The sequence below is a fragment of the Pseudomonas sp. GW456-L13 genome (assembly GCF_017350115.1).
In the GTDB taxonomy this organism is placed as follows: Bacteria; Pseudomonadota; Gammaproteobacteria; order Pseudomonadales; family Pseudomonadaceae; genus Aquipseudomonas; species Aquipseudomonas jessenii.
The window spans coordinates 849,751-872,098 of the sequence record NZ_JACNAS010000002.1; the positions used below are offsets into that span (position 1 = coordinate 849,751).

Below are 22,348 nucleotides of genomic sequence, written 5' to 3' on the forward strand. Positions count from 1 at the left end.
TTGATATCATTTCACTACAACCGCTGCAAATGCCCATACAGCTTGGCGTACAGGCCACCGTCGGCAATCAGTTGCTGATGATCGCCATCCTCGGCAATTTGCCCGCCGTCGAACACCAGCACACGGTCGGCCTGTTTTACTGCCGAAAGGCGGTGGGCAATGATCAACGTGGTGCGGTTGCTCAGAAACCGCGCCAAGGCCTGGTGCAGGTTGTATTCGGTGGCGGCATCCAGCGCAGAGGTGGCTTCGTCGAGGATCACCACCTTGGGCTCGGCCAGTACCATCCGGGCGATGGCCAGGCGTTGACGTTGCCCGCCGGACAACCGCACCCCGGAGCGCCCGACGATGCTGTCCAGGCCCTTGGGCAAATCCCGGACCGTACCGTGTAATTGGGCGATTTCCAGCGCCTGCCAGCAGGCCTCGTCACTGCGTTCACGGCCCATGGTCAGGTTGGCCCGGATGGTATCGTTGAACAGCGCCGGATGTTGCAGGACCACGGCAACATTTTCCCGCACGGTTTCCAGGCCGATCTCCTGCTGGGTCGAACCGCCGAAGCGAATGGTTCCGGCCAACGGCGTGTACAAGCCCAGCAGCAGTTGCACCAGCGTGCTCTTGCCGCCACCACTGGCGCCGACGATCGCGACCTTTTCGCCAGGGGCGATGGACAGGTTCATCTGGTTGAGGACCAGTTCATCACCGTAACCGAAGCTCAACCCTTGTACTTCCAGCCCGACCGTCTCGCGACCGACGAAAGGGTCGATGCCGCCCGGGTATTGGGGCTCATCGGCTCGGGACAGCAACTCGTTGATCCGCGACAGCGCACCGCCGGCAGCGTAGTAGGCATATTGCAGGTTCAGCAACTGTTCGACCGGGCCGATCATGAACCACAGGTAGCTGAACACCGCGAGCATCTGGCCGATTGAAAGGTCGGAAAACAGCACGGTGAGCATCGCCGCGGCCCGGAAAATATCGATACCGAACTGGAACAGCAAACCGCTGGCCCGGTTCGATGCATCGGTTTTCCATTGCGAATTCACCGCATAGTCACGCACGTCCCGGGCGCGCTGGCCCAAGCGACCGAGGAAAAACCCCTGGCGGTTGCCGGCGCGAACTTCCTGGATGGCATCCAGCGTTTCGGTCAGCGCCTGGGTAAAGCGTGAAGTGCTGTCGTTCTCGAGTTTCTTCAGATGTTTGACCCGCTTGCCCAACTGCACCGTGGCATAGATCACCAGCGGGTTGAACAGCAGAATCAGCAAAGCCAGTTGCCAGTGCATCCACATCAGAATGCCCGCCGTGCCGACCAGGGTCAGCATGGCCACGAGGAAACGGCTGAGGGTTTCGCCGACGAATTTGTCCAGCGTGTCCAGGTCGGTGACCAGGTGTGTAGTCACCGTTCCGCTGCCCAGGCTTTCGTATTCGCCCAGGGAAATACCCTTGAGACGCTCGATCAAGCGTATGCGAATGCGGTAGACGATGTCCTTGGCCAAGCCGGCGAACAATTTCGCCTGCACCACGTTGAACAGCAGAGCCGTGCAACGCAGGGTCAAGGTCACCAGCAGCATCAGGCCGATGTAGCCAGCGGCCTTCTGCCAGCCTTCGGGCAGCACGTGGTTCATGATCTTCAGCGCGGCATCACCATGCCCCAGCAACACCTCGTCCACCAGCAACGGCAGGAGCAAGGGAATCGGCACGCTGCACAAGGTCGCCAGCACGGCTACGCCGTTGGCGATCCACAGGGATTTCTTGTGATGCAGGGCCAGGCGGCGGATTTCCGCCCAGCTCAGACGGTCGACACGTTTAGCGGGTGCGACATCATCAGGCAGGTCATGCACAGGCAGCACGCTCCAGCCAGCGGCCGAGCAGCGGGGACAACTCGCTCAACGGCTGATAGCCATTGGTCAACAACGCCAGTTGGCCGTTACGCTCGGCCAGCAGGGTGGGGAAACCGGCAATGCCCAGGTCCTGGACCCAGGTGAAATCGGCTTCAGTCGCAGTGTGCATGTCGGCACGGTCGAAAGCGGCGGCGAACTCGATGCGCGGCACGCCGGCCTGCTCGGCCAGTTCCACCAGCACGCTGGCGCGGGTGACGTCCCGACCTTCGACATAAAACGCATGCTGAATCAGCCCGAGCAGCTTCCAGGCACAATCCGGCGCCAGTCCGCGCGCCGTCACCAGTGCCCGGCAGGCAGGCTCGGTGTCGTAGACAAAGCCATCGGGTAACGCACCCTCAAACTTGAAGGGCTGGCCGGTGGCCTCGGTGACCGCCTGCCAGTGTTCAAGAATGTAGCGTCGGGTGGTCGGCTCCAGCGCCGCACCGCTACCGGTGCGCAGACCACCCACGATCAAGTGCACATCCACACCCGCGGCTTGCGCCTGCTCGACCAGTGACTTGGCCACGGGAGCAAACCCCCAGCACCAGGAACACATCGGGTCCATCACATAGAGCAGGCGCGCAGACATGGTTCAGGCCTCGGAAGATGCTTGCTTGTAGTTGAAGCCGATCGGGTGAGGCTGGTTACGAGCCTTGGCCAGTTCGATCTGCTTCTGCCGGTCGATCGCACTGCGACGGGTCTTCTCGCTCAGCTTATCCCAGCAATGCGGGCAACTGATGCCGGCCACGTAATGCTCGGACGCGCGGTCTTCCACACTCACCGGTGTGCGGCAGGCATGACATTGATCGTAGTCGCCCTCGCTCAGGTCGTGACGAACGGTCACGCGGTTGTCGAACACGAAGCAATCGCCCTGCCACTTGGTTTCTTCCTGCGGCACCTCCTCGAGGTACTTCAGGATGCCACCCTTGAGGTGAAAGACCTCACCGAAGCCCTCGCTGAGCATGTAGCTCGACGCCTTCTCGCAGCGGATGCCACCGGTGCAGAACATCGCGACCTTCTTGTGCACGGCCGGGTCGAAGTTGGCTTTGATGTAATCGGGAAATTCGCGAAAACTGGTGGTTTTCGGGTCGATGGCGCCTTCGAAGGTACCGATCGAGACTTCGTAGTCGTTACGGGTGTCGATCAACAACACTTCCGGGTCGCTGATCAGCTCGTTCCAGTCCTGTGGATCGACGTAGGTGCCGACCTTTTTGTTCGGGTCCACGCCTTCCACGCCGAGGGTGACGATTTCTTTCTTGAGTTTGACCTTGGTGCGGTAGAACGGCTGCTCGTCGCAGTACGACTCTTTGTGGTCGATGTCGTCCATGCGCGGGTCGTTCTTGAGCCAGGCCATCAGCCCGTCGATGCCTTCGCGGCTGCCGGACACGGTGCCGTTGATGCCTTCTTCGGCAATCAGCAGCGTGCCTTTGATGCCGTTGTCGACCATCGCTTGCAGCAGGGGCTCGCGCAGGGCGACGTAATCTTCCAGGGTGACGAACTTATACAGTGCCGCCACGACAATCTGTTGTGTCATGGGTAAATCTCCAGGTGGCTACCCTCGTAAGGGGTGAACCGGATGCGAAAAAAAACGCGCCGGGTTAGCGGCGCGTTGGGCATTCTAACAAAAAACCGGAGTTTAGTGCTTGCTGCCGCCGGCACAGGTCGGCGAGGCCGGAGCCGCGTCGATCTGTGCCCATTCTTCTGGCGTGTAGGTATGCAGCGCCAACGCATGGAACTCTCCCATCAGCTCGCCGAGCGTGCCGTAGACCTTCTGGTGGCGCTTGACCCGGTTCAGGCCTTCGAACTGCGCACTGACCACCACAGCCTTGAAATGGGTTTGCAGCCCACGGCTGTGCATGTGGCTTTCATCCAGCACTTGCAGATGCTCGGGCTGAAGCAGGCCCAGCGTCGATTCGATGCGTTGTTGCATGGTCATACCGAACTCCGCTTAAGGCTTTTTCTTGGCTGGCGCGGCTGCGTCTTTCGGCGTCAGCTCGGCGGTCATGTCAGCCAGCAGCTTGTTGACCACAGGCACCGCGCTTTCCAGCTTGGCCTGGGTCATCTGGGCCGATTGCTGGGTCAGCTGAGGCATTTTTTCCAGGACTTTCTTGCCCAGTGGCGACTGGTAGAACGCAACCAGGTCCTTGAGCTCGGATTCGGTGAAGTTGGTGGTGTAGAGCTTGACCATGTCCGGTTTCAGCTTGTTCCAGCCAATGGCCTGGTCCAGAGCGGCGTTGGCCTTGGCCTGGTAGGTTTCCAGCACAGCCTTTTTCGACTCAGGGGCTTTGGTCTGTTCGAAACGCTGGGCAAACATCTGCTGTACTTGCATGTACACCGGGGTGCCCAGTTTGTCAGCGTGCGCCATGGTCAGGAAAGCCTCGGCACTGGCGTTATGGCTGGCGGTGTCGGCAAGAACCTGGCCGCTGGCGCAGACCAAAGCAACGGCGGTACAGATGGCACGAAGACGAGTCATCGAGTTTCCTTTTCTAGCTGGCGAGGTAAGACCCCAAGGGCGTCCATTCTGCGCCTAAAAAAGTGTGTCGCTCAACCCCAAGCCTTGTCGCACCTGATTTAGAGGGGTTGAATGGTCAAATTCAGACTGATGGAACCACGGCCGTCGATCACGGCCTAAACTGCGCAATCGGACCTACAGGAGTGAGCAAGATGAGCCGTATCGAAACCGACAGCCTCGGCCAGGTTGAAGTCCCGGATGAAGCCTATTGGGGCGCTCAGACGCAACGCTCGCTGATCAACTTCGCCATCGGCAACGAACGCATGCCGCTGGCCGTGTTGCATGCCCTGGCGCTGATCAAGAAAGCCGCGGCACGGGTCAATGATCGCAACGGCGATGTGCCCGCCGATATCGCCCGCCTGATCGAGCAGGCGGCCGACGAAGTACTCGCCGGCGACCACGACGACCAGTTTCCGCTGGTGGTCTGGCAAACCGGCAGCGGTACCCAGAGCAACATGAACGTCAATGAAGTGATCGCCGGTCGCGCCAACGAGCTGGCCGGCAACCCCCGTGGCGGCAAGTCCCCGGTGCACCCCAACGATCACGTCAATCGCTCCCAGAGCTCCAACGACTGCTTCCCCACCGCCATGCATATCGCGGCCGTCCAGGCAGTGCAACAGCACTTGCTGCCGGCGATCAGCGAACTGTCTGGCGGGCTGGCCGAACTGGCCGCACGCCACATGAAACTGGTCAAGACCGGCCGCACCCACATGATGGATGCGACACCGATCAGCTTCGGCCAGGAAATCTCGGCCTTCATCGCGCAACTCGATTACGCCGAGCGGGCGATCCGCAGCGCACTGCCCTCGGTCTGCGAACTGGCCCAGGGTGGAACGGCCGTCGGCACCGGGCTCAATTCACCCCACGGCTTCGGTGAGGCCATCGCCGCAGAATTGGCCGCCCTCTCCGGTTTGCCGTTTATCACCGCGCCGAACAAGTTTGCCGCGCTGGCCGGTCATGAGCCGCTGACCACGCTGTCCGGCGCGCTGAAAACCCTCGCCGTGACGCTGATGAAAATCGCCAACGATCTGCGCCTGCTGGGTTCCGGCCCGCGCGCCGGCTTCGCCGAAGTCAGGCTGCCGGCCAATGAACCGGGCAGTTCGATCATGCCGGGCAAGGTCAACCCGACCCAATGCGAAGCGCTGTCGATGCTGGCCTGCCAGGTATTGGGCAACGATGTCGCCATCGGCTTTGCCGCCAGTCAGGGCCACTTGCAGCTCAACGTGTTCAAACCGGTGATCATCCACAACCTGCTGCAATCGATCCGTTTACTGGCGGATGGCTGCAGCAACTTCCAGCAGCACTGCGTGGCCGGTCTGGAGCCGGATGCGGAAAAAATGGCTGAGCACCTGGAGCGTGGCTTGATGCTGGTGACGGCACTCAACCCGCACATCGGCTATGACAAATCGGCGGAGATCGCCAAGAAAGCCTATAGCGAAGGCCTGACCTTGCGCGAGGCGGCGTTGCAGCTCGGGTATCTGACAGACGAAGAGTTCGATGCGTGGGTGAGGCCGGAGAACATGCTGGAGGCTGGGGCCAAGGGCTGAATCGGCAGCGCCTGATCGTCCGTCATCGCGGGCAAGCCGCGCTCCCACAGGGTTTGCGTCGTTCATTGATACTGTGGACGACGCAAACCCTGTGGGAGCGTGGCTTGCCCGCGATGAACGATAACGCGGTCTAACTGGCTGCCATCCGTACCTTCCGCGCCTTCAGCCCGGCAATCAACGAAGGCCCCAACGCCACCAGCGCCGACCCCAGCACCACCAGCACCGCACCGCCATATCCCAGGCCATTGATCGTCTCGGCATGCACATAGTCGGGCCACAGCCACGCAGCCATGGCAACCGCGGCAAAGGTCACCAACGGCGTGATGGCCAGCGTCGCGCTGACCCGGGAGGCTTCCCAATGGGCCAGGGCCTCGGCAAACGCGCCATAGGCAATCAGCGTGTTGAGGCAGCACGCCAGCAGCAACCAACCCTGCAAGGGGCTTAATTGCAACGCTTCGAGCGGATGCACCCACGGCGTCAACAGCGCCGCGCAGAACAGGTAGATCACCATCATCACCTGCAGCGAATTCCACACCGTCAGCAATTGCTTCTGCCCCAGGGCATAGAAGGTCCAGACCGTGGACGCCAGCAACACAAGCAGCACACCGGCGGTGTAGTCGGTCAGAGACGTGAGCAACTCACTCAAGCGCTGGTTGAAAAACAGCGCAAAGCCGATCAGCAGTACCAGCAGGCCAATCCCCTGCCCCAGGCTGAAACGCTCCTTGAACACAAACAGACTGGCGATCAGCAGCATGATCGGTCCCATCTGCACTACCAGTTGCGCCGTACCGGGGCTGAGCAGGTTCAGGCCCATCAGATACAACACATAGTTACCGACCAGGCCGAGCACCGCCATCAGCACCAACCAGCCACCACGAGGACCGAGCACCTTGCGGCTGGGCAGACGCCTGGTGGCCGCCAGGTAAATGAACAGGCAGCCGCCGGATACCATCAGGCGAAACCAGGTCACCGTCACCGGGTCCATTACCAGCAACACTTGTTTGAGCTTGATCGGCAGGATTCCCCACAACAACGCGGTCAACAAGGCCAGGAACAGACCATAACCCCAGCGACCCGATGAAATGTGCATGTGAACCCCAACGCCAACTGACAGGAGTCGTCATTCTAGGCCCGCAGCGGTGGCGTACACAGGCACAGTTTCGGTCTGGCCGCGAATGAAACTGTGCGGGTCGTAATCTTCAGGTGATTTTTTTGACCGTGGCGCACCCATCGCGAGCAAGCTCGCTCCCACAGGTTTTGCGACGTACACAACATTTGTGATCGCCGCTGAACACTGTGGGAGCGAGCTTGCTCGCGATGACTATCGAACTGACAACGAGAAATATCGAGGCTTACCGCACCGCTTCAAACAGCCCGGTTGCCCCCATCCCGCCACCCACGCACATGGTGACGATGCCGTAGCGCAGATTGCGTCGCTGCAATTCACGAACCAGATGCCCGACCTGGCGCGAGCCGGTCATGCCGAACGGGTGACCGATGGAAATCGAGCCGCCGTTGACGTTGTACCGGGCGTTGTCGATTTCCAGGCGATTGCGGCTGTACAGGCACTGCGAGGCGAACGCTTCGTTGAGTTCCCACAGGTCGATGTCGGCAATCCGCAAGCCTTTGGCCTTGAGCAGTTTCGGTACCGAAAATACCGGGCCGATGCCCATCTCGTCCGGCGCGCAACCGGCCACGGTAAAGCCGCGGAAGAACGCTTTCGGCTTGAGCCCCAGTTCCAGCGCTTTCTCCAGGCTCATCACCAGAGTCATGGACGCGCCGTCAGACAGCTGCGAAGAGTTACCCGCCGTGACCGAGCCATCTTCGGCGAACACCGGCTTCAACCCGGTCAGACTTTCCAGGGTGGTGTCCGGGCGGTTGCAGTCATCGCGGTCGACGATGCCGTCGAGGATCTGTGCTTGACCTGTGGCCTTGTCTTCAACGCGATACTTCACCGACATCGGCACGATTTCATCAGTGAACAGCCCGGCGGCCTGAGCCTCTGCGGTGCGCTGCTGGCTTTGCAACGCATACAGGTCCTGCTCTTGGCGGCTGACGTTGTACCGACGCGCGACGATTTCAGCAGTCTGGCCCATCGGGAAGTAGATGCCCGGCACCTGTTCCTTGAGCAGCGGATTGATCAGGTTGTCGGTGTTGACGCTCTTCATGGTCAGGCTGATGGACTCGACGCCGCCGGCGACGATGATGTCGCTGCAACCCGAAGCGATCTGGTTGGCGGCAATGGCGATCGCCTGCAGGCCCGAGGAACAGAACCGGTTGAGGGTCATGCCGGCCGTGCCGATGCCCAGGCGCGAAAGCACCGCGACATTGCGACCGATATTGAAACCCTGGGCGCCTTCGTTGGAGCCGGCGCCAACGATGCAGTCCTCGACGCTCGCCGGATCGATACCGGTGCGCGCCAACAGTGCATCGACACAGTGTGCCGCCATGTCGTCCGGGCGGGTCATGTTGAATTTACCGCGAAAGGATTTGGCCAGGCCGGTCCGCACGCTGTCGACGATCACCACTTCACGCATGACATACCTCATTGTTGTTATCGGTTGAGAGTGGACCGAGCATAAGTCCAGCTCTTGACCGACCGCGACGATCATTCACCCCGCGTATGCGTAACCATGGCCTCAATCCTTGTCCTTACGCTTGCGTTCATGCCGGGCGGATTTTTCGAAAGCCTCCTCCAGTGCCCGGTTGATGGTGCGCAAGACTTTCACCCGCGCCCAGCGTTTGTCGTTGGCTTCCACCAGGGTCCATGGCGCAATCTCGGTGCTGGTCCGATCGACCATGTCGCCGACCGCCGCGCGATAGTCGTCCCATTTATCACGGTTGCGCCAGTCGTCCTCAGTGATCTTGAAGCGTTTGAAGGGGATCTTTTCGCGCTCTTCGAAGCGCTCCAGTTGCGTCTGTTTGTCGATGGACAGCCAGAACTTGACCACGATTACACCGGCGTCGGTGAGCTGTTCTTCGAAATCGTTGATTTCACCGTAGGCACGCAGCCAGTCTGCCGGGCTGCAAAAACCTTCGATGCGCTCCACCAACACCCGGCCATACCAGGAGCGGTCGAACACGGTGAACTTGCCCCGGGCCGGCAGGTGCCGCCAGAAGCGCCACAGATACGGTTGCGCCCGTTCTTCCTCGGTGGGCGCGGCAATCGGCACGATGCTGTACTGGCGCGGATCAAGCGCTGCCGCTACCCGGCGGATCGCCCCGCCCTTGCCGGCCGCGTCGTTGCCTTCGAACACCGCCACCAGCGCGTGGCGGCGCATGCGTTTGTCACGCATCAACCCGGAAAACCGCGCCTGCTCGGTGATCAGTTGTTCTTCGTAATCTTCTTTGTCCAACTGCAGGGTCAGGTCCAGGCTGTCGATCAGGTTCACTTGATCGACACTGGGGAACACTGGCGCGGCGCTAACCTTTTCCGGATGGATCTTCGGTCGCTTCAATGCGCCCTGCAGGCCCGCCAGCAGAATCCGCCCCACGGCCAGGCTGCGATAATGGGCATCCGCCCCGGCGATCACATGCCAGGGTGCATAAACACGGCTGGTGCGGCGCAGCGCCCGTTCACCATACTTCACGAACCTGTCGTAGGTTTGCGACTGCTGCCAGTCCAGCGGGCTGATGCGCCAGCTGTGCAGCGGGTCGTCGGCCAGTGCCTTGAGGCGTGCCTTCATTTGCTTCTTTGAAAGGTGAAACCAGAACTTGAAGATCAGCGCACCTTCATCGCAGAGCATCTTTTCCAGGCGCTCGGCGGCATTGATCGCCTGGTCCAGGCGCGGATCCTTGAACTCGCCATGGACCCGCCCCTGCAGCATCTGGCTGTACCAGTTGCCGAAGAAAATCCCCATGCGCCCCTTGGCCGGGAGCATCCGCCAGTATCGCCAGGCCGGTGGCCTCGCCAGCTCTTCATCGGTTTGCTGATCGAACGTGCGGACTTCGATCAGGCGCGGGTCCATCCACTCGTTGAGCACCTTGATCGTCTCACCCTTGCCGGCACCTTCGATGCCATTGATCAAAATGATCACCGGGAAGCGGCGTTGCTGCTGCAATTCGAATTGCGCTTCGAGCAACGCTTCGCGCAGGGCCGGGATTTCGGCGTCGTAGGTTTCTTTGTCGATGGCGTGATCGATTTCGGCGGATTCAAACATGGGCGGCTCCCTTCCAGATGTGAGCAAGACTAGCGGATGGACCTGAAGGTCAGTGGAGATTTTCCGGATGGTTGCGGATTCCTGTGGCGAGGGGGCTTGCCCCCGCTGGGTTGCGAAGCAGCCCTGAATCAACCAACCGGGCCTGTCAGGTAAATCCGGTTGGCTGGTTTTACGACTGCTTCGCAGCCGAACGGGGGCAAGCCCCCTCGCCACAGGGCTTTGTGCAGGTTGATGATTTTCCCGGTTTCAGCCCGTTCATACCTTGCCACGGATCAAGCACCACACCTTCAATCGGCTAGAATGGCCGCCTTGCCGCTGCAGAGCCTGCCATGAAACCTGTATTGCCCCACGCCCAGCTCGACTGGGACGACCAAGGTCGCCCGTATTCGCGAGTGTTCGACGATGTGTACTTCTCCGACAAGTCAGGGCTGGATGAAACCCGCTATGTATTCATCGAGCAGAATCGACTGGCCGAACGCTTTGCCGCCTTGCCCGAGGGGGGGCGGCTGGTCATCGGTGAGACGGGGTTCGGCACCGGGCTGAATTTTTTGTGCGCCTGGCAGGTGTTCGAGCAACACGCAGCGGCCGGAGCGCGGCTGCATTTTGTCAGCGTAGAGAAATACCCGTTGAGCCCGGCCGACCTGCAACGGGCCCTGGCGCTATGGCCGGAACTCAAGGTATTTGCCGATCAATTGCTTGAGCAATACGTGGCCATCCATCAGGGTTTTCAGCGCCTGACGCTGGACCACGGCCGCGTCACCCTGACGCTGCTGATCGGCGATGCACTGGAGCAACTGCCGCAACTCGATGCCCGAATCGACGCCTGGTTCCTCGACGGTTTCGCCCCGGCGAAAAACCCCGACATGTGGACCGCCGAACTGTTTGCCGAGCTGGCTCGCCTGGCCGCTCCCGGTGCATCCATCAGCACCTTCACCAGCACCGGCTGGGTGCGGCGCCTGCTCAACGCCGCCGGCTTCAAGATGAAACGCACCCCCGGCATCGGCCACAAATGGGAGATCCTGCGCGGTGAGTTCCTCGGCTGGCCCCTGGAAACGCCGGCCCCGGCCCTGGATAAACCCTGGTTCGCACGCCCGGCCCCGCTGACCGGCGAGCGCCAGGCACTGGTGATCGGTGCCGGCCTGGCCGGATGTGCCAGCGCCGCCAGCCTCGCCGCGCGGGGCTGGCAAGTGACATTGCTGGAGCGCCACGACGCCATCGCCCGGGAAGCCTCGGGCAACCCGCAGGGTGTGCTCTACCTGAAGCTATCCGCCCATGGCACGGCGCTGTCGCAAATGATCGTCAGCGGATTCGGCTACACCCGACGCCTGCTCGAACACTTGCAACGGGGCCGCGACTGGGACGATTGCGGCGTATTGCAACTGGCCTTCAATGCCAAGGAAGCCGAACGCCAGGCGCAATTGGCCGCGGCGTTTCCCGTGGACTTGCTGCACCTGCTGGATCAACCCGAAGCACAGGCCGTGGCCGGTATCGGACTGGCACACGGCGGCCTGTTCTATCCCGAAGGCGGCTGGGTCCACCCACCGGCGCTGTGCCAGTGGCAGGCTGCGCATCCACTGATTCAATTGCTCACTCATCACGATGCGCTGGAACTGCGCAAGGTTGAAGGCCGTTGGCAAGCCTGGGACGGCGAGCGGTTGCTTGCCGATGCTCCCGTGGTGGTGCTCGCCGGGGCCGCCGAAATCCAGCGTTTCCCCGAGAGCGCCGAGCTGCCGCTCAAGCGCATTCGCGGGCAAATCACCCGCTTGGCGCAAACTCCGCAAAGCCAGGCCCTGAGCACCGTGGTGTGTGCCGAAGGCTATGTCGCCCCCGCCCGTTTGGGCGAACACACCCTGGGGGCCAGTTTCGATTTCAAGAGCGATGACCTGACGCCGACCACGGCAGAACACTTGGGCAACCTGGCCATGCTCGAAGAGATTTCCCATGATCTGGTCGAGCGTTTACAGGCCGATAAACTTGCGCCTGAAAGTCTCCAGGGGCGCGCCGCTTTTCGCTGCACCAGCCCCGACTACTTGCCAATCGTCGGCCCCTTGGCCGACACCCAGGCGTTCACTCAGGCGTATGCGGCGCTAGGCAAGGATGCCCGGCAGGTGCCGGACGTCGAATGCCCATGGATTGACGGTTTGTACATCAACAGCGGTCACGGCTCGCGCGGCCTGATCACCGCGCCGCTGTCCGCAGAACTGCTGGCAGCCTGGCTGGACAACGAACCCCTGCCGTTGCCCAGAAGCGTGGCCGAAGCCTGTCACCCCAACCGATTTGCCCTGCGACGCCTGATCCGGGGCAAGTAGTCGATACAGCAGCCGAAGTCGCCCTCACGGGGCGATTCGGCCGTGGTCAGTCGCGCATATAACTCATCGATCTAAAACTCCCCTTACCGAGGAGGGTCACTTTCTGAGTACCCGCCGTTTCGGCGCGGTATCGATCGACCCTCCCCAACGGAAAAACCGGTAAGGAATTTATGTGCGGATTAGCTGGCGAGTTACGTTTTGATCATCAACCTGCAGACCTTGCAGCCATTGAACGAATCACCCATCACCTGGCCCCCCGCGGCCCCGACGCCTGGGGATTTCATAGCCAGGGGCCGGTTGCCCTGGGCCATCGGCGCCTGAAGATCATGGACCTGTCGGACGGCTCGGCGCAGCCGATGATCGACCCGCAACTGGGCTTGTCCCTGGCCTTCAACGGGGCGATCTACAACTTTCCGGAACTGCGCGCGGAACTTGAAAGCCTGGGTTACGCCTTCTATTCCGGTGGCGACACCGAAGTGTTGCTCAAGGGTTATCACGCCTGGGGCGAAGCCTTGCTGCCGAAACTCAACGGCATGTTTGCCTTTGCCGTTTGGGAGCGCGATGCCCAACGCCTGTTCATCGCCCGCGACCGTCTCGGCGTGAAACCGCTGTACCTGTCGCGCACCGACCAGCGCCTGCGCTTCGCCTCGGCGCTGCCGGCATTACTCAAGGGCGGCGACATCAACCCGATCCTCGATCCCGCGGCGCTCAATCACTATCTGAACTTCCACTCCGTGGTCCCGGCACCGCGCACTTTGCTGGCGGGCATTGAAAAACTGCCGCCGGCCACCTGGATGCGCATCGAAGCCGATGGTCGCACCGAGCAGAAAACCTGGTGGACCCTGCCCTACGGCCCTCACGCCGATGAGACGAAGCTGACCCTCGAGGACTGGCGCGACCGTGTGCTCGACAGCACCCGCGAAGCGGTAGCGATTCGTCAGCGTGCGGCGGTGGATGTCGGCGTGCTGCTGTCCGGCGGTGTCGATTCAAGTCTGCTGGTGGGTCTGTTGCGGGAAGTCGGCGTGGACAATCTGTCGACCTTCTCCATCGGCTTCCAGGATGCCGGCGGCGAGCGTGGAGACGAGTTCCAGTATTCGGACCTGATCGCCCGACACTACGGCACGCAGCACCATCAACTGCGCATCGACGAAAAGGAAATCATCGAACAACTGCCCGCCGCGTTCCGTGCCATGAGCGAGCCGATGGTCAGCCATGACTGCATCGCCTTCTACCTGTTGTCACGGGAGGTGGCCAAACACTGCAAAGTCGTCCAGAGCGGCCAGGGCGCCGATGAACTGTTCGCCGGTTACCACTGGTATCCGCAAGTGGACGGCGCGAGTGATTCGTATGCCGCGTACCGCGAAGCGTTTTTCGACCGCAGTTACGACGACTACGCCGCCACCGTGCAACCGAAATGGCTGACCGCGAATGACGCCGCCGGTGACTTCGTCAAAGCGCATTTCGCCCAGCCCGGTGCCGATGCTGCGGTGGACAAGGCCTTGCGTCTGGACAGCACGGTGATGCTGGTGGACGACCCGGTCAAACGGGTCGACAACATGACCATGGCCTGGGGCCTGGAAGCGCGCACGCCGTTTCTCGATTACCGCCTGGTGGAGCTGTCGGCACGGATTCCGGGGCGTTTCAAACTGCCGGACGGCGGCAAGCAAGTCTTGAAAGAAGCCGCGCGACAAGTGATTCCCAGTGAAGTGATCGACCGCAAGAAAGGTTACTTCCCGGTGCCGGGCCTCAAGCATTTGCAGGGCGATACGCTGGAATGGGTGCGCGAGCTGCTGCTTGACCCCAGCCAGGATCGCGGCCTGTTCAACCCCGCGATGCTCGACCGTCTGCTGACTGATCCACAGGGGCAATTGACACCGTTGCGCGGCTCGAAGCTGTGGCAACTGGCGGCCCTCAACCTGTGGCTCAGCGAACAAGGAATCTGACCGATGAAACCTCACGCCACGGCTTTCAGCCAACGCCTGTTGCGCGGCCAGTCGCCCTCCTACGAACGCTTGCAGGCACGTCTGGCCGAGGATGGCAGTGAACTCGGCGGGGCGCCGATTGCCGTGCATTGCGGCTGGGGGCGCTTGCTGATCGGCCACACCTTTGCCGATGCCGCGAGCCTGGCCGGGGAGTTGCTCAACGAGCAGCCCGGCGAACGGGACATTGCCCTGTACGTTGCCGCGCCCCAGCAAGTGCTGGGGCTGGAGCCGACGCAGCTGTTCCTCGACCCGTCCGATACCTTGCGCCTGTGGTTCAGCGACTACCGTCAGGCGACCCGGGTGTTTCGCGGTTTCCGCATTCGACGCGCGCAAAGCGATGCCGACTGGCAGGCGATCAATCAGCTGTATCAGGCCCGCGGCATGTTGCCGATCGATGCCACCCTGCTGACGCCGCGCCATCTGGGCGGCCCGGTGTACTGGCTGGCCGAAGACGAGGACAGCGGCGCGGTCATCGGCAGCGTCATGGGCCTCAACCACCACAAGGCCTTCAACGACCCGGAAAACGGCAGCAGCCTGTGGTGCCTGGCGGTCGACCCGCATTGTGCGCGGCCGGGTGTCGGTGAAGTGTTGGTGCGGCATTTGATCGAACACTTCATGAGTCGCGGGCTCGCCTGCCTCGACCTGTCGGTGCTGCACGACAACCGCCAGGCGAAAAACCTTTACGCCAAGCTCGGTTTTCGCAACCTGACGACCTTCGCCATCAAGCGCAAGAACGGCATCAATCAGCCGCTGTTTCTCGGGCCCGGCCCGGAAGCCGCGTTCAACCCCTACGCGCGGATCATTGTCGAAGAAGCACACCGTCGTGGCATCGATGTGCACGTCGATGACGCCGACGCCGGGATGTTCACCCTCAGCCATGGCGGGCGCCGGGTACGCTGCCGTGAATCCCTGAGCGACCTGACCAGCGCCGTCAGCATGACCCTGTGCCAGGACAAAAGCCTGACCCACAAAGTGCTCAAGGCAGCAGGGTTGAATCTGCCAGCGCAGCAACTGGCGGGTAACGCCGATGACAATCTGGCCTTCCTCGATGAACACCAGCGCGTGGTGGTCAAGCCACTGGATGGTGAACAGGGCCAAGGGGTGGCGGTGGATTTGCGCACCATAGAGGAAGTGCAGCAAGCCATAGAAGCCGCTCGCCACTTCGACAGCCGCGTGCTGCTGGAAAGTTTCCACGAGGGCCTGGACCTGCGCATTGTGGTGATCGGTTTTGAAGTGGTCGCCGCCGCCATTCGCCGGCCAGCCGAAGTGGTCGGCGACGGCCAACACTCCATCGGTGCATTGATCGAAGCCCAGAGCCGACGGCGACAGGCGGCCACGGGCGGCGAAAGCAAGATCCCGCAGGACCAGGAAACCCTGCGCACCTTGCGTGTCGCCGGATACGACTACAACAGCATTCTGCCGGCCGGTGAGCACCTGTTCGTACGGCGCACGGCGAATCTTCACACCGGCGGCGTGCTTGAGGATGTCACGGCGATCCTGCACCCGACGCTGGTGGACGCCGCCGTCCGCGCGGCTCGGGCCCTGGATATTCCCATGGTCGGCCTCGACTTGATGGTGTCCGCCGCTGACCAGCCGGACTATGTGTTTATCGAAGCCAACGAACGGGCCGGGCTGGCCAACCACGAACCGCAGCCGACGGCGGAGCGGTTTGTGGATCTGTTGTTTCCGTACAGTCAGCCGGTGGTCTCTTAGTGATGCGTTGTCTGGGCTGATGCCATCGCGAGCAAGCTCGCTCCCACCTTTGATCGCATTTCCCTGTGGGAGCGAGCTTGCTCGCGATGGCGGCCTGACAGGCAAAACAAACCCCTCATCGAAACCATCGATGCGCTCAACTCATCAGGAGTTTCCATGACCAGCAAAATCCCCGAACCGGACCTCGGCTATCTGCAAAAAGTGCTGCTGGAAATGCTCGCCATTCCCAGCCCCACCGGGTTCACCGACACCATCGTGCGCTACGTCGCCGAACGTCTTGAAGAACTGGGCATTCCCTTCGAGCTGACCCGTCGCGGCACCATCCGCGCCACGCTCAAGGGCAAGAAGAACAGCCCCGACCGCGCCGTTTCCGCCCATCTGGACACCATCGGCGCGGCGGTGCGTGCAGTGAAGGACAACGGCCGTCTGACCCTCGCGCCCGTCGGCTGCTGGTCCAGCCGCTTTGCCGAGGGCAGCCGGGTCAGCCTGTTTACCGACAATGGCGTGATCCGCGGCAGCGTCTTGCCGCTGATGGCTTCCGGGCACGCATTCAATACCGCCGTGGATGAGATGCCGATCAGTTGGGATCACATCGAATTGCGTCTGGACGCCTACTGCGCCACCCGTGCCGACTGCGAGTCGCTGGGCATCAGCGTCGGCGATTTCGTCGCCTTCGACCCGCTGCCGGAGTTCACCGAAAGCGGCCACATCAGCGCCCGTCACCTCGACGACAAGGCCGGGGTGGCCGCACTGCTGGCGGCGCTCAAGGCCATTGTCGACAGTGGTGAAGAACTGATGATCGACTGCCATCCGCTGTTCACCATCACCGAAGAAACCGGCAGCGGCGCGGCGGCGGCGTTGCCCTGGGACGTCAGTGAGTTCGTCGGCATCGACATCGCACCGGTCGCCCCTGGCCAACATTCCAGCGAGCACGCAGTGAGCATCGCGATGCAGGATTCCGGCGGGCCGTATGACTATCACCTGTCGCGCCACCTCCTGCGCCTGGCCAGCGACAACGACTTGCCGGCACGCCGGGACCTGTTCCGCTACTACTTCAGCGACGCCCATTCAGCGGTGACCGCCGGCCACGACATTCGCACCGCCCTGCTCGCCTTCGGCTGCGATGCCACCCACGGTTACGAGCGCACCCACATCGACAGCCTCGCCGCCCTGAGCCGCCTGCTCGGTGCATACATCCTCAGCCCGCCCGTGTTTGCCAGCGATGCACAACCGGCCAAAGGCTCACTGGACCGCTTCAGCCATCAGCTCGAACATGACACACAGATGGAAAGCGATACACGGGTGCCGTCGGTGGACAGCCTGGTGGGGCAGCGGTCGGAGAGCTGATCCAGGATCTTCATCGCCAAGGTATACCGCTATCGCGAGCAAGCTCGCTCCCACACTCGACCGCATTCCCATGAAAGAACCCGGTCGCCTGTGGGAACGAGCTTGCTCGCGATGGCGTCAGAGCAGACGACATCAAACCCCAGGCTAGCCGATACCGGTCATTCGCCGTAGCATCGCGCCATTGATCCAACCGAGGTGCCTATGCTGATCCCCCACGACCAACTTCAAGTCGACACCCTCACCCGCCTGATCGAGGATTTCGTGACCCGCGACGGCACGGACAATGGTGACGACACCCCCCTGGAAACCCGCGTACTGCGCGTGCGCCAGGCCTTGACCAAGGGTCAGGCACTGATTGTCTTCGACCCGGAAAGCGAGCAGTGCCAACTGATGCTCAAGCACGATGTGCCCAAGCACCTGTTCGACTGAAGTCTTCAGCGTCCCTTGGTTTTCGCCAGTTTGTTCTGGATGCGTTCGTAGATTTCACAGCGGTGCACATTGACGTCCTGAGGCGCTTCAACGCCAAAGCGGATGTTGCTTCCGTTGATCGCGAGAACGCGCACGGAAATGTTTTCACCGATGGAAATGGTTTCGCCCACAACGCGAGTGAGTACGAGCATGAGGAGTGTCCTTCAGGGGTTTCTGGCCCTTGAAGATGCCCGGCCCGCGGTACGCCTACAATGCTCCGACAGCAAACCAGACCGGACTGACAGCCCTTGACGCACACCACTTACGGAAAGGTCTGACAGACCGGTTGATTGTAGGACCGATCTGTCAGGACGCGGAGAATCGTGGCCCGAACAGGATGATGCTCGCGCCGATCACACACAGCGCCACGCCGAGCCAGTCCGAACCCAGCGGGCGAATCCGCTCGACCACGGCCAGCCAGCCGATTGAGGCAATGATGTAGATGCCGCCGTAAGCGGCGTAGGCGCGGCCGGCGTAGGTGGCTTCGATCCGGGTCAGCAGCAGGGCGAACAGAGTCAGGCTCAGGAGCGCCGGCACCACCCACCACATGCTTTTACCCTGGCGCAGCCACATCCAGAAGGCAAAGCAACCGGCAATTTCGAACAGCGCGGCGACGAAAAACCACAGGTAATTAAGCATGCAAGCGTCTCGCGAGGATGGCCGATGGCGGCCACCCTAACCACAGCGTTGCCTGCGGGCAAGATCAGCTTGCGGATTGCCTGGCCTTGGCGCGCATTTTGTCGGCCATGGCGGTCATTTCGTTGTAGAGCAATTGCGGGTTCTTCTGCTTGATCGCCCAGGCCATGCGGCCCTGTTCGTGGGGCAGGATCATGAACTCGCCGGCGGCGACCTGCTGATAGATGTAGTCGGCGATGTCGGCGGCGCTGATGGGCGAGCTTTCCAGCAACTTGCCGACCTGGGCTTTCATGGCCGGGGTCGGACCACGGAAGGAGTCCAGCAGGTTGGTCTGGAAGAACGACGGACACACCACATGCACGCCGACTTCCTGATGCGCCAGCTCGATCAGCAGGCTTTCGGACAACGCCACCACGCCCGCCTTGGCCACGTTGTAGTTGCTCATCGCCGGGCCTTGCATCAGCGCGGCCATGGACGCGATGTTAATGATCTTGCCTTTGCTTTTTTCCAGCAGTGGCAGGAAAGCCTTGCAGCCCTTGACCACGCCCATCAGGTTGATCGCGATCTGCCAGTCCCAGTCCTCCAGGGACAACTCACTGAAGAACCCGCCAGACGCTACACCCGCGTTATTGACGATGACATCGATGCCGCCGAGTTTGACCTCGCAGGCCTGGGCGAACGCTGTCAACTGGCTGTAATCGCGTACGTCGCAGCGCTGGATGAAACCGTCGCCGCCCGCTTCGCGGACCAGCTTGAGGGTTTCCTGCAAGCCGGGCTCGCTGACGTCCGACAAAGCCAGTTGCCAGCCTTCACGCGCCCAGCGCAGCGCGATTTCGCGACCCAGGCCAGAGCCTGCACCAGTGATCATCATGCGATTTTGCATAGCAGACAGCCTTGTTGTTCTTGGAAGATGCACCGAGTGTAGCGAAGGAAATTGCCCGACCCACGCTCCATCAGATTGCTGAATGGCCCGAGCAAACTGCGGGAGCGTCTGACGCAATCAAGGCGACTACAAAAAATAAGAACCCGTGCGAAATACTTCAAAAAAACTTGGAATTTTCCTGCAAACGCAACAGTCCGAATTTTTAAGCAGCTCGAATTTACTTCATTCCCGCTGACCTTGATTGGCATGGTCAATCCACTGCATTTTCGACAAGGAAATAGACATGGGCACAATACTGATCATCATTCTGATCCTGTTACTGATCGGTGGTTTACCGGTCTTCCCGCACTCCAGAAGTTGGGGTTACGGCCCGTCCGGTATCATCGGCGTCGTATTGGTGGTGCTGTTGATCCTGCTCTTGCTTGGCCGAATATAAGTATCCGCCAGGCAAAAAAAGAGGCCCTTGAAGGGCCTCTTTTCTTGCGTCACAACTTAGTCCGGCTTGCCATCAACAACACCGGCGGTGTTGTCCAGCAGGCTCTTGGTCGCTGTTTGCAGGAACGCTTCGAGCTTGAGTTTCAACTCGGCGGTACGCGGCGCATCAGCAATGACTTCGGCGCGAGGGTTGGCACCCAATTCATACTGATACAACTTCGGCGCCATGTCCTTGTCCTTCGGCAGGACCAGAATCTGGTCCGCGGTGAGGACGGCCGTGGTCTGCTCACTGCCCGACGGCTTGATCACACCAATACCGGCGTCGCCTTGCGGCAGGTTGAGCAGGTCGCGTCCCCAGCACTGATGACGTACTTCGCCACCGATGCGGCCCATGATGGTCGGCACGATGTCGATCTGAGTGCCCACGGTGTGGTCACGTTGGCCGAATTTTTCCTGGATGCCCGGCGCGATCATCAGCATCGGCACGTTGAAGCGGCCCAGGTCCATTTCGGTGATCTGCCGTTCGTTACCAAAACCGTGGTCACCGACGACGACAAACAGGGTTTCCTTGAAGTACGGCTCCTTGCGGGCCTTTTCAAAGAACTGGCCCAGTGCCCAGTCCGAGTAACGCATGGCGGTCAGGTGTTCGTTCAGGTTGCCACGATCGGTCACGCGCTCGACCGGCAATGGCGTCGGCAAGGCGTAAGGCGTGTGGTTGGACAGGGTTTGCAGCAAGGCATAGAACGGCTTGCCGTTTTCCCGCGCCTTGAGCTCGACCAGGCCACGGTCGAACATGTCCTGGTCGGACACGCCCCAGGTCGGATCAGAGAACACCGGATTCACGAAATCGTTACGGCCGATGAAGTTGGTCATGCCCTGGTTGCTGAAGAAACCCGACTGGTTGTCCCAGGCGAAATCGCCGTTGTAGACATACACGTCGTCGAAGTCACGGGCGCTGAGCAACTGCGGCAGACCGGACAGCTTGTGGCTGCCTTCCGGGGTCTGCATCAGGTATTCGAAGCCCGGCAGGTTCGGGAAACAGGCCATGGTGGCGAACATGCCCTGGTGGGTATGGGTACCGTTGGAGAAGAAGCGGTCGAACAGCAAGCCTTCCTTCGACAGTTGGTCGAGGTACGGCGTGATGTTGCCTGGCCCACCCAGCGCACCCACCGAGTGACCGGCCATGCTTTCCATCAGGATCACGACGACGTTCTTGATCGGCAAGGTCTTGTCGGCTGGCGGGGTGTAATCGCGACGTACCGCCGCGGTCTCGCCATCCACCAGTTTGTCATCCGCCATCACCAGCATGTCACGCACCACTTGCTGGGCTTGTGGCTGTGGCAGCGTGGCTTTCCAGATATTGTCGCGATCCTCGGACATCCGGCTCTTGGCGGCGGCGACCAGAGAAAGCGTACCGTTGAGACCCAACTGGTTGGCGAAATTGGAATCTGTGGTGTAGACATCACCCCAGCGCATCGGCGGGCCTTGGCGCAAGGTGCCACGGGCCGCGACGACGCAGATCAGCAGGCAAACCACGAACACGCCAATGCGTGCATACCACGGCGCGACCTTGCGTGTGCCGATGCTGCCGCCACTGAACGGGCCACGAGGGCGGGTCGCACGGTCGGCGCCCTTGAATGCCATGCTCAGGATCACGGTACCCAGAGCCCACGCCAGCAGATAGCGGACCACCGGAAAACCATACCAGAGCATGCTGGCCACGGTTTTCGGGTCTTCCTTGACGTACTGGAAGACCAGGCCGTTGAGGCGCTGGTGGAATTCACGATAGAAGTCCATCTCCATCAGGCCGAGGAACAGCGCGATGCTGGAGACCACTGTCAGCCAGAGTCGGAACAGCCCGCGTGCCGCCATGGCCCGGGCGCTGAACAAGGCCAGCAGCAACGGAATACTGAGATAGACCACCAGGCGCAGGTCGAAACGCAGACCGTTGGCGAATGCCTCGAGGAAGGTCGAGGCCGGTGTGTCGAGGATCATCGAGCTGTTGTAAGCCAGCAGCGCGACGCGCAGCAGGCTGAACATGACCATCATGACCAGGGCACACAACAGCGTGTAGGCCAGATGCGATTTGACGGTCGGTTGCAGCAGGCGACTAGAAGCTCGCTGCTGACTCAGGGCGTCCGGGATTGCCATGTCGTTTTAGGACCCATTGGAAGTTGAAGTTTCAAAAATACAGCTGCGCCTTGCCCTCTTTTCGGCCCGTACCAGGCCTGGGGGTTTGCGCGGTGCGCAAATGTTGCACGATCAACGGCAGCATTGCCATTGATAACTACCCTCATCCCGAGTCTTTCATCCTGCATTCAGCCATACGCTGCGCGTTACGGGAGAGCCGGCGAATTGTCTTGGAGAGTGGGTGAAAATTTCGTGCAACGCATATCCGGTAACAAATTAAAACCTGAGCAGCGTTCAAAAAAGCAAACGCCCCGATCGAGTCGGGGCGTCACGAAGTCACCTCAAAAGAGTGACA

The 22,348-nt window shown here is 61.2% G+C and carries 19 protein-coding genes; 7 read left to right on the top strand and 12 right to left on the bottom strand.

Annotation, left to right across the window (positions count from 1 at the left end; all coding sequences use genetic code 11):
- Positions 1–14: 14 nt before the first annotated feature.
- From J4D25_RS17875 to J4D25_RS17895, 5 genes are all read right to left on the bottom strand, one after another.
- On the bottom strand, positions 15–1,832 hold the full coding sequence (locus J4D25_RS17875; RefSeq protein WP_057713761.1) for an ABC transporter ATP-binding protein: 1,818 nt from the start codon (positions 1,830–1,832) through the stop codon (positions 15–17).
- Positions 1,825–2,460, bottom strand: coding sequence for a DsbA family protein (locus J4D25_RS17880; RefSeq protein ID WP_057713760.1), 636 nt, complete (start codon positions 2,458–2,460; stop codon positions 1,825–1,827). Before J4D25_RS17880 ends, J4D25_RS17875 begins: the two co-directional genes overlap by 8 nt.
- A gap of 3 nt (positions 2,461–2,463) precedes the next feature.
- Entirely contained in the window at positions 2,464–3,405 is a 942-nt protein-coding gene (locus J4D25_RS17885) for a rhodanese-related sulfurtransferase (protein WP_057713759.1), read from the bottom strand.
- Positions 3,406–3,507: 102 nt separating this feature from the next.
- Positions 3,508–3,807, bottom strand: a complete 300-nt coding sequence (locus tag J4D25_RS17890; protein ID WP_057713758.1) for a BolA family transcriptional regulator — start codon at positions 3,805–3,807, stop codon at positions 3,508–3,510.
- A gap of 12 nt (positions 3,808–3,819) precedes the next feature.
- Entirely contained in the window at positions 3,820–4,344 is a 525-nt protein-coding gene (locus J4D25_RS17895; protein WP_007997268.1) for a DUF2059 domain-containing protein, read from the bottom strand.
- A gap of 191 nt (positions 4,345–4,535) precedes the next feature.
- Between J4D25_RS17895 and J4D25_RS17900 the strand changes: the two genes are divergently transcribed.
- Positions 4,536–5,930: a class II fumarate hydratase gene (locus tag J4D25_RS17900; protein WP_057713757.1), complete on the top strand. Its 1,395-nt coding sequence runs from the start codon at positions 4,536–4,538 to the stop codon at positions 5,928–5,930.
- Positions 5,931–6,060: 130 nt separating this feature from the next.
- Here the strand turns inward: J4D25_RS17900 and J4D25_RS17905 are convergent, their stop codons facing one another.
- The 3 genes from J4D25_RS17905 to pap all read right to left on the bottom strand — a co-directional run bounded on the left by J4D25_RS17905 (position 6,061) and on the right by pap (position 10,090).
- Positions 6,061–7,020: a DMT family transporter gene (locus tag J4D25_RS17905; RefSeq protein WP_057713756.1), complete on the bottom strand. Its 960-nt coding sequence runs from the start codon at positions 7,018–7,020 to the stop codon at positions 6,061–6,063.
- Positions 7,021–7,282: 262 nt separating this feature from the next.
- Positions 7,283–8,467 (bottom strand): thiolase family protein, encoded by a 1,185-nt coding sequence (locus J4D25_RS17910; RefSeq protein ID WP_057713755.1) that lies wholly within the window; start codon positions 8,465–8,467, stop codon positions 7,283–7,285.
- 102 nt (positions 8,468–8,569) lie between these two features.
- Complete coding sequence (gene pap, locus J4D25_RS17915; protein WP_057713754.1) at positions 8,570–10,090, bottom strand: polyphosphate:AMP phosphotransferase; 1,521 nt, start codon at positions 10,088–10,090, stop codon at positions 8,570–8,572.
- 329 nt (positions 10,091–10,419) lie between these two features.
- Here pap and mnmC point away from each other — a divergent pair, with 329 nt between their 5' ends.
- From mnmC to J4D25_RS17940, 5 genes are all read left to right on the top strand, one after another.
- Positions 10,420–12,399, top strand: a complete 1,980-nt coding sequence (gene mnmC, locus J4D25_RS17920) for a bifunctional tRNA (5-methylaminomethyl-2-thiouridine)(34)-methyltransferase MnmD/FAD-dependent 5-carboxymethylaminomethyl-2-thiouridine(34) oxidoreductase MnmC (protein WP_057713753.1) — start codon at positions 10,420–10,422, stop codon at positions 12,397–12,399.
- Between the two features lie 170 nt (positions 12,400–12,569).
- On the top strand, positions 12,570–14,342 hold the full coding sequence (locus tag J4D25_RS17925) for an N-acetylglutaminylglutamine amidotransferase (protein ID WP_057713752.1): 1,773 nt from the start codon (positions 12,570–12,572) through the stop codon (positions 14,340–14,342).
- 3 nt (positions 14,343–14,345) lie between these two features.
- Positions 14,346–16,094 carry an N-acetylglutaminylglutamine synthetase gene (ngg, locus tag J4D25_RS17930; protein ID WP_057713751.1) on the top strand — a complete coding sequence of 583 codons (1,749 nt, stop codon included), beginning with the start codon at positions 14,346–14,348 and terminating at the stop codon, positions 16,092–16,094.
- Positions 16,095–16,250: 156 nt separating this feature from the next.
- Positions 16,251–17,441 carry an osmoprotectant NAGGN system M42 family peptidase gene (locus J4D25_RS17935; RefSeq protein WP_057713750.1) on the top strand — a complete coding sequence of 397 codons (1,191 nt, stop codon included), beginning with the start codon at positions 16,251–16,253 and terminating at the stop codon, positions 17,439–17,441.
- A gap of 201 nt (positions 17,442–17,642) precedes the next feature.
- The gene (locus tag J4D25_RS17940) at positions 17,643–17,870 is read left to right on the top strand and encodes a YheU family protein (protein WP_056727184.1); all 228 of its coding nucleotides are present in this window, start codon (positions 17,643–17,645) and stop codon (positions 17,868–17,870) included.
- 5 nt (positions 17,871–17,875) lie between these two features.
- On the opposite strand, the gene csrA is transcribed toward J4D25_RS17940, so the two are convergent.
- The 3 genes from csrA to J4D25_RS17955 all read right to left on the bottom strand — a co-directional run bounded on the left by csrA (position 17,876) and on the right by J4D25_RS17955 (position 19,428).
- The gene (gene csrA / locus J4D25_RS17945; RefSeq protein ID WP_057713749.1) at positions 17,876–18,061 is read right to left on the bottom strand and encodes a carbon storage regulator CsrA; all 186 of its coding nucleotides are present in this window, start codon (positions 18,059–18,061) and stop codon (positions 17,876–17,878) included.
- Positions 18,062–18,215: 154 nt separating this feature from the next.
- On the bottom strand, positions 18,216–18,548 hold the full coding sequence (locus tag J4D25_RS17950; protein ID WP_057713748.1) for a YnfA family protein: 333 nt from the start codon (positions 18,546–18,548) through the stop codon (positions 18,216–18,218).
- A 64-nt stretch (positions 18,549–18,612) separates the two neighbouring features.
- Complete coding sequence (locus J4D25_RS17955) at positions 18,613–19,428, bottom strand: SDR family oxidoreductase (RefSeq protein ID WP_057713747.1); 816 nt, start codon at positions 19,426–19,428, stop codon at positions 18,613–18,615.
- A 277-nt stretch (positions 19,429–19,705) separates the two neighbouring features.
- On the opposite strand from J4D25_RS17955, the gene J4D25_RS17960 reads away from it, so the two are divergent.
- Positions 19,706–19,864 (top strand): DUF3309 family protein, encoded by a 159-nt coding sequence (locus J4D25_RS17960; protein WP_172435350.1) that lies wholly within the window; start codon positions 19,706–19,708, stop codon positions 19,862–19,864.
- Positions 19,865–19,920: 56 nt separating this feature from the next.
- Here the strand turns inward: J4D25_RS17960 and J4D25_RS17965 are convergent, their stop codons facing one another.
- Entirely contained in the window at positions 19,921–22,014 is a 2,094-nt protein-coding gene (locus J4D25_RS17965) for an LTA synthase family protein (RefSeq protein WP_057713746.1), read from the bottom strand.
- Positions 22,015–22,348 lie beyond the last annotated feature (334 nt).